Consider the following 6,079-nt stretch of genomic DNA (forward strand, 5'->3'; position numbering starts at 1 on the left):
GGGGCGCGGGCGCGCGGCGGCGAGCCGGCCCGCGGCGCTCGGCGGCCGCGGCGGGGCGGCGCCGCGGGCGGGGCGCGGGGGGCCGGCCCGCCCCCCCCCCACCGCGGCCGGGGTCCGTACCTGCGTACGGGACGGGGCCGCGGTCGTGGCCGGGTCAGCTGTTGCCGGAGGCGAGTTCGCGGCTGCGGTCGCGGGCCGCTTCGAGGGCCGCGATCAGGGCGGCCCGTACGCCGTGGCGTTCGAGTTCGACGATCGCGTTGATGGTGGTGCCCGCCGGGGAGGTGACGGCCTCGCGGAGCTTGACCGGGTGTTCGCCGCTGTCGCGGAGCATCACGGCGGCGCCGATCGCGGCCTGCACGATCAGGTCGTGGGCCTGGGCGCGGGGCAGGCCGAGGAGGATGCCGGCGTCGGTCATCGCCTCGACGAGGAAGTAGAAGTAGGCGGGTCCGGAGCCCGAGAGGGCGGTGGCCGCGTCCTGCTGGGACTCGGGGACGCGCAGGGTCTTGCCGACGCCGCCGAAGATCTCCTCGGTGTGGGCGAGGTGCGCGGCGGTGGCGTGGCTGCCGGCCGAGATGACGGACATGGCCTCGTCGACGAGGGCGGGGGTGTTCGTCATGACGCGGACGACGGGGGTGCCGTGGGCGAGCCGCTCCTCGAAGAAGGAGGTGGGGATGCCGGCGGCGCCGCTGATGACCAGGCGGTCGGCGGGCACGTGCGGGGCGAGCTCCTCCAGGAGCTTGCCCATGTCCTGCGGCTTGACGGTGAGGATGAGGGTGTCCGCGCGCTTGGCGGCCTCCGCGTTGCTGACGGCCTCGACGCCGTAGCGGGAGCGGAGCTCCTCGGCGCGCTCGGGGCGGCGGGCGGTGACGAGGAGTTTGGAGGCGGGCCAGCCGCCCCGGATCATCCCGCTGAGCAGGGCCTCGCCGATCTTGCCGGTACCGAGGACTGCGACTGTCTGGGTCATGCCCGATTCACCTCGCCGAACGAACCTTCAGGACGTACGTCCTCATCCTTGCACCCGGGGGCCCCGTGACGAGGGGGTGTCCGCAGTGCGGTCAGGGGGTGCGGCGGCGGAGGGTGGCCGCGCCGAGGGCGAGGACGAGCAGCGCGCAGGCGGCGACGATGACGGCGTCGCGGACGAAGTCGGCGGTCATGTCGGTGTGGGTGAGGACCTGCGTCATGCCGTCGACGGCGTAGGACATGGGCAGCACGTTCGAGATGCCTTCGAGGACGGGCTGCATGGTGTCGCGGGCGGCGAAGAGCCCGCAGAGCAGGAGCTGGGGGAAGATCACGGCCGGCATGAACTGGACGGCCTGGAACTCGCTGGCGGCGAAGGCGGAAACGAACAGGCCGAGGGCGGTGCCGAGCAGCGCGTCGAGCAGTGCGACGAGCAGGAGCAGCCAGGGCGAGCCGACGACGTCGAGGCCGAGGAGCCACAGGGCCAGGCCGGTGGCGAGGAGGGACTGGACGACGGCCACGGCGCCGAAGGCGAGGGCGTAGCCGCCGATCAGGTCGCCCTTGCCCAGCGGCATGGCGAGGAGGCGTTCGAGGGTGCCGGAGGTGCGCTCGCGCAGGGTGGCGATCGAGGTCACCAGGAACATGGTGATGAGGGGGAAGATCCCGAGGAGGGACGCCCCGATGCTGTCGAAGGTGCGCGGGCTGCCGTCGAAGACGAAGCGCAGCAGCGTCAGCATCAGTACGGGGACCAGCAGCATCAGTGCGATGGAGCGCGGGTCGTGGCGCAGCTGGCGCAGGACCCGGGCGGCGGTGGCGGCGGTGCGGGCGCCGCTGAGGGCGGTGGTGGCGGTCATCGGTTCTGCTCCTGGACTGCGGCGGGGGCTGCGGGGGCTGCGGGGATTTCGGTGTCGGCGAGGCCGGTGGCACGGGCGTCGGCGCGGGCGTCGGCGTTGGCCTCGTCGACGAGGCGGAGGAAGCCCTCTTCGACGGTGGCGGACCGGGTACGGGTGCGCAGTGCGTCGGGGGTGTCCTGGGCGAGGATCCGGCCCTCGCGCATGAGGAGCAGGTCGTGGCAGCGCTCGGCCTCGTCCATGACGTGGGAGGAGACGAGGATCGTGGTGCCGCGGGTGGCGGCGATGTCGTGGAAGAGGTTCCACAGGTCGCGGCGCAGGACGGGGTCGAGGCCGACGGTGGGTTCGTCGAGGACGAGGAGCTCGGGGGTGCCGAGCAGGGCGACGGCGAGGGAGACCCGGTTGCGCTGGCCGCCGGAGAGGTTGCCGGCGAGTGCGGTGGCGTGGGTGGTGAGGTCGACGTCGGCGATGGCGCGGGTGACGGTGTCGCGGCGGCGGTCGGCGGCGGCGCGGCGAGGGGCCTGCCCAGCGAAGCGGGGGGAAGGGTCGAGGACGGCGGCGAAGTAGTCGAGGTTCTGCCGGACGGTGAGGTCGTCGTAGACGGAGGGCGCCTGGGTGACGTAGCCGATGCGGGAGCGGAGCTCGGGGTGGCCGGCGGGGCGGCCGAGGACCTCGAGGGTGCCGGTGACGTGGGCCTGGGTGCCGACGACGGAGCGCATGAGGGTGGACTTGCCGCAGCCGGAGGGGCCGAGGAGGCCGGTGATGCGGCCGCGGGGGACGTCGAAGGCGATGTCGTCGATGACGGTGCGGGGGGTGCGGCCGGTGCCGCGGCGGACGGTGAGGCCGCGGGCGTGCACGGCGGTGGTGGCCGCCGTCTCTCGCTCTCGATTATTCATCATGTGATGAATAATGCTCCTGGCGGTGCCGGGGCGTCAATCACCGGGAGGGAGGAGGACTACTTCTTCCGCTTGGGACGGCGTGCGGCCGGGTTGCCCGTACGGGTGCTGCGGCGGCGGGCGAACTCGGCGGTGGCGCGCTCGTACTCGGCGCGGCGGAGCTGTTCGCCGGGAGCCTCGGCGAAGCAGCGCAGGAAGTACGCGATGAGGGAGCCGATGAAACCGATCGTCTTCAGGCCCTTGAGGGCGGCCTCGTCGGAGGACGGGGCGGGACGCTGCTTGAAGGAGTCCCAGGTCTTGGCGAAGGCGATGGAACTGGCGATCGCGAAGAGGACGACGACGGAGATGCTGAGGAACGGGCCGACGTTGCCGATCTCCAGGCCCTCGTAGGAGAGGCGGAGCAGCATGGCCGCGGCCACGGCGGTGACGAGCGAGGCGGCGGCCATGCCGACGCGGCGCAGGGCGTAGTTGCCGTCGTGGTTCACCCAGGTGGTGCCGAAGAACTTGATCGGCTCGGGCTGGGGCCCGGCGGCCGCAGCGGGCCGGGCGGCGGGCTCGGCCGGGGTCTGGTCTCGCTGGTCGTCGTCGTTCACACCGGCGATTATCCCCCGCCGGGCCCGCCGCGCCCCGGTCGTCTCACGTGTCAGACGGGGGCCGCGCGCCCGGCCGGGGCACGGCCGCCGCGGGCGGGGTCAGCCGCAGCGGGAGGCGACGTAGCCGTCGCTGCCGGTCTTCACGTACGCGTCGGAGACGAACTCGCCGTTGCCGATGCAGTCCCAGATGTCGGTCGTGCCGTACGGGCCCGAGACGTTGGTGCCCTCGCACTGGCAGCGGATGCCGACCGACGCGCCGTACGGCAGCACGCCCACGATCGAGTAGTTGGTGCCGGGGCCGCTGCGGACGTTCACCCGGTAGCCCGGCGCGACCGGAAACGTCGGGAATCCGGAGCCCGAGGCAACGCTCTGGACTTGGCTGGAATCGTTCTCCACCGACATGCGAAATCTCCCCCCGTGGGTGTTGCCGTGCGCAACTCGCGCAGGGTAGCAGGACCCTTGGAGATTCGTACGGCACATCGACTAGGCTCCGGCGGGGGTGGTGAGCGGTGCATTCGCTGCGCGCGGACTACGTGGGCTTTCCGGAGTACGCCGGGCAGTACCGACTCGAATCGGTGCTCGGTTCCGGAGGCATGGGCGTGGTCCATCTGGCCACCTCCGGATCGGGGCTGAAACTCGCCGTCAAGATCGTGCATGCCGAGCATGCGGTCGACCCGGAGTTCCGGGCCCGTTTCCGGCAGGAGGTCACCGCCGCCCGGCGCGTGAGCGGGGCGTTCACCGCGCCCGTCGTGGACGCCGATCCGGATGCCGAACGGCCGTGGATGGCCACCCTGTTCATCGACGCCCCGACGCTGTCCGAGCGCGTACGGGAGCGGGTGCTGGACCCGCCGGAACTGGCCCGGCTCGCCGCCGGACTGGCGGAGGCCCTGCGGGACATCCACCGGGCGGGCGTCGTCCACCGGGACCTCAAGCCCAGCAACGTGCTGATGGCCCCGGACGGGGTGCGGGTCATCGACTTCGGCATCTCGCGGCCGGCGGACAGCGATCTGCGGACCGAGACCGGAAAGCTGATCGGGACGCCGCCGTACATGGCGCCGGAGCAGTTCCAGCGGCCGCGGGAAGTGGGGACGGCCGCGGACGTCTTCGCCCTGGGGGCCGTGCTCGTCCATGCGGCGACGGGGCACGGGCCGTTCGACTCCGACAGCCACTACCTCGTGGCGTACCAGGTGGTGCACGGCGAGCCCGACCTGACCGGGCTGCCGGAACAGCTCGTACCGCTCGTCGCGCGGTGCCTGGCGAAGGAGCCGGCGGACCGGCCCACCGCGGAGCAGCTGATCGCGGAGATGCGGGCGGTGGCGTACCCGACCTCCGAGGACACCCAGAGCTTCATCCCGCAGCCGCGGCCACCGCTCGGGGCGGGGTCCGCGGTCCCGGCCGAGGAACCCACCCACCGGCGGGACCGGGTCGCGCCCGGCCGCGCGGACCGGGGCACGAGGCGGCGCAGGCCGGTGTTCGTGGCGGCGGGGCTCGGGCTGCTGCTGGCGGTCGCGGCGACCGGCGGATACCTGGCGTTCGGATCCGACGGCGGCGGCGACGCGCAGCGGCTCGCCGCGGAGCGGTCCGGCCACGGCGCGCCGTCACAGCAGCCGTTCGTGCCGTGGGCGGTCCCGCTGAGCGGCGGCCAGGGACAGGGGCAGAGCCAGGGCCAGGGCCAGGGCCAGTCGACCGTCGCCTGTTCCTGGCAGGGCTCGGCCCTGTACTGCTCGGGTGCGGGGCTGGCCGCGGCCCGCCTCAGCCCGGCGAACGGGTCGGTGATGTGGTCCGTCCCGGCGAACACCCCCGCCGGCACCCGGACCGCGAAGGACGCCCCGCTGTACGCGGGCGGACTCGTCCTCGCGGTGGCGCAGGGCAGCGAACTGCTCCAGGCCCGGGACCCGGCCACGGGTGGGGAACGCTGGCGGCACGGCCTGCCCGGCGGCGCGCACGTCGTCCCCGCCGGGGCGCTGGTACTGGCCGTCGCGGCGAACGGGAGCGTCACCGCGCTGGACGCGGCGACCGGGGCCCCGCGCTGGACGAAGCAGATCGGCGGCGTCGGCTCCGTCTGGTGGAGCGGCCCGGAGGAGGCCGGCGGCCAGGTACCGGCGGTGTACGTGTCGACGCCGGACGGCGACGGCAGGTCGACGCAGCTCACGGCGGTGGACCCGGCGAACGGCACGGCCCGCTGGCAGCTGCGGACCGCGGGGCTGCTCAAGCCCGTCGGTGTGGCGCAGGGCGGGATCTACCTGCTGGACGGCGACGTGCAGATGAAGACGGACGCGGTCGTGCGGGTGGATCTGGGCACGCGTGCCGTGAAGCGGGTGCAGCTGGCGACGCCGCTCTACCAGGCACAGGCGTCGGTGGGCCCGGACGGGGTGGTGTACGCGTTCGGCGCGTCGGGCGGGCTGGCGGCGATCGGCGCGGCCCGGGAGGAGTGGCGGCTGGAGACGGGCCTGGCGGTCGCGTCCCGGCCGGTGTTCGCCGACGGGCGGGTCTACCTGACGGCCCCGGACGGCCGGCTGCTGGCGGTCGACGCGGGATCCGGCCGCCCGGCCGGCCAGACCAAGCCGCGGATGGCCTCCGCCCCGAACACGTTCACGGCGTCCCTCCCGTCACCGGTGGCCGCCGCCGGCCGCGTCTACGCCTCGGCCCCGGACGGCTCGGTCTTCGCCACGGACGCCACGAACCCGTCGGCCTGGTAGCCCCGCCGGGGTCACGCCCGTACGGCGGGAACGGCGGACCCCCCCCCCGGGACCCCCCCGGGGGGCGCCATGGGGGCCGCCAA

At 74.1% G+C, this 6,079-nt stretch carries 6 protein-coding genes; 1 reads left to right on the plus strand and 5 read right to left on the minus strand.

From position 1 onward, the window contains the following. Nucleotides 1–154: 154 nt before the first annotated feature. From proC to ACFXA3_RS32520, 5 genes are all read right to left on the minus strand, one after another. On the minus strand, nt 155–964 hold the full coding sequence (gene proC, locus ACFXA3_RS32500; protein WP_385192704.1) for a pyrroline-5-carboxylate reductase: 810 nt from the start codon (nt 962–964) through the stop codon (nt 155–157). Nucleotides 965–1,055: 91 nt separating this feature from the next. Then, on the minus strand, nt 1,056–1,811 hold the full coding sequence (locus ACFXA3_RS32505) for an ABC transporter permease (protein ID WP_385192706.1): 756 nt from the start codon (nt 1,809–1,811) through the stop codon (nt 1,056–1,058). Next, nucleotides 1,808–2,707 (minus strand): ABC transporter ATP-binding protein, encoded by a 900-nt coding sequence (locus tag ACFXA3_RS32510; protein ID WP_385192708.1) that lies wholly within the window; start codon nt 2,705–2,707, stop codon nt 1,808–1,810. Before ACFXA3_RS32510 ends, ACFXA3_RS32505 begins: the two co-directional genes overlap by 4 nt. Nucleotides 2,708–2,763: 56 nt before the next feature. Then, a complete protein-coding gene (locus ACFXA3_RS32515; protein WP_385192711.1) occupies nt 2,764–3,297 on the minus strand; it encodes a hypothetical protein in 534 nt (177 codons plus the stop codon). 99 nt (nt 3,298–3,396) lie between these two features. Further along, complete coding sequence (locus ACFXA3_RS32520) at nt 3,397–3,699, minus strand: SH3 domain-containing protein (RefSeq protein ID WP_054224211.1); 303 nt, start codon at nt 3,697–3,699, stop codon at nt 3,397–3,399. A 107-nt stretch (nt 3,700–3,806) separates the two neighbouring features. On the opposite strand from ACFXA3_RS32520, the gene ACFXA3_RS32525 reads away from it, so the two are divergent. Further along, nucleotides 3,807–5,996, plus strand: a complete 2,190-nt coding sequence (locus ACFXA3_RS32525; RefSeq protein WP_385192714.1) for a PQQ-binding-like beta-propeller repeat protein — start codon at nt 3,807–3,809, stop codon at nt 5,994–5,996. Nucleotides 5,997–6,079: the final 83 nt, after the last annotated feature.

This window comes from Streptomyces sp. NPDC059456 (genome assembly GCF_042750055.1).
Taxonomy (GTDB): Bacteria; Actinomycetota; Actinomycetes; order Streptomycetales; family Streptomycetaceae; genus Streptomyces.

Coding starts and splice junctions, on each gene's coding strand:
- ACFXA3_RS32505 (WP_385192706.1), bottom strand. CDS start 1,811: ATGACCGCCACCACCGCCCTCAGCGGCGCCCGCACCGCCGCCACCGCC.
- ACFXA3_RS32520 (WP_054224211.1), bottom strand. CDS start 3,699: ATGTCGGTGGAGAACGATTCCAGCCAAGTCCAGAGCGTTGCCTCGGGC.
- proC (WP_385192704.1), bottom strand. CDS start 964: ATGACCCAGACAGTCGCAGTCCTCGGTACCGGCAAGATCGGCGAGGCC.
- ACFXA3_RS32510 (WP_385192708.1), bottom strand. CDS start 2,707: ATGATGAATAATCGAGAGCGAGAGACGGCGGCCACCACCGCCGTGCAC.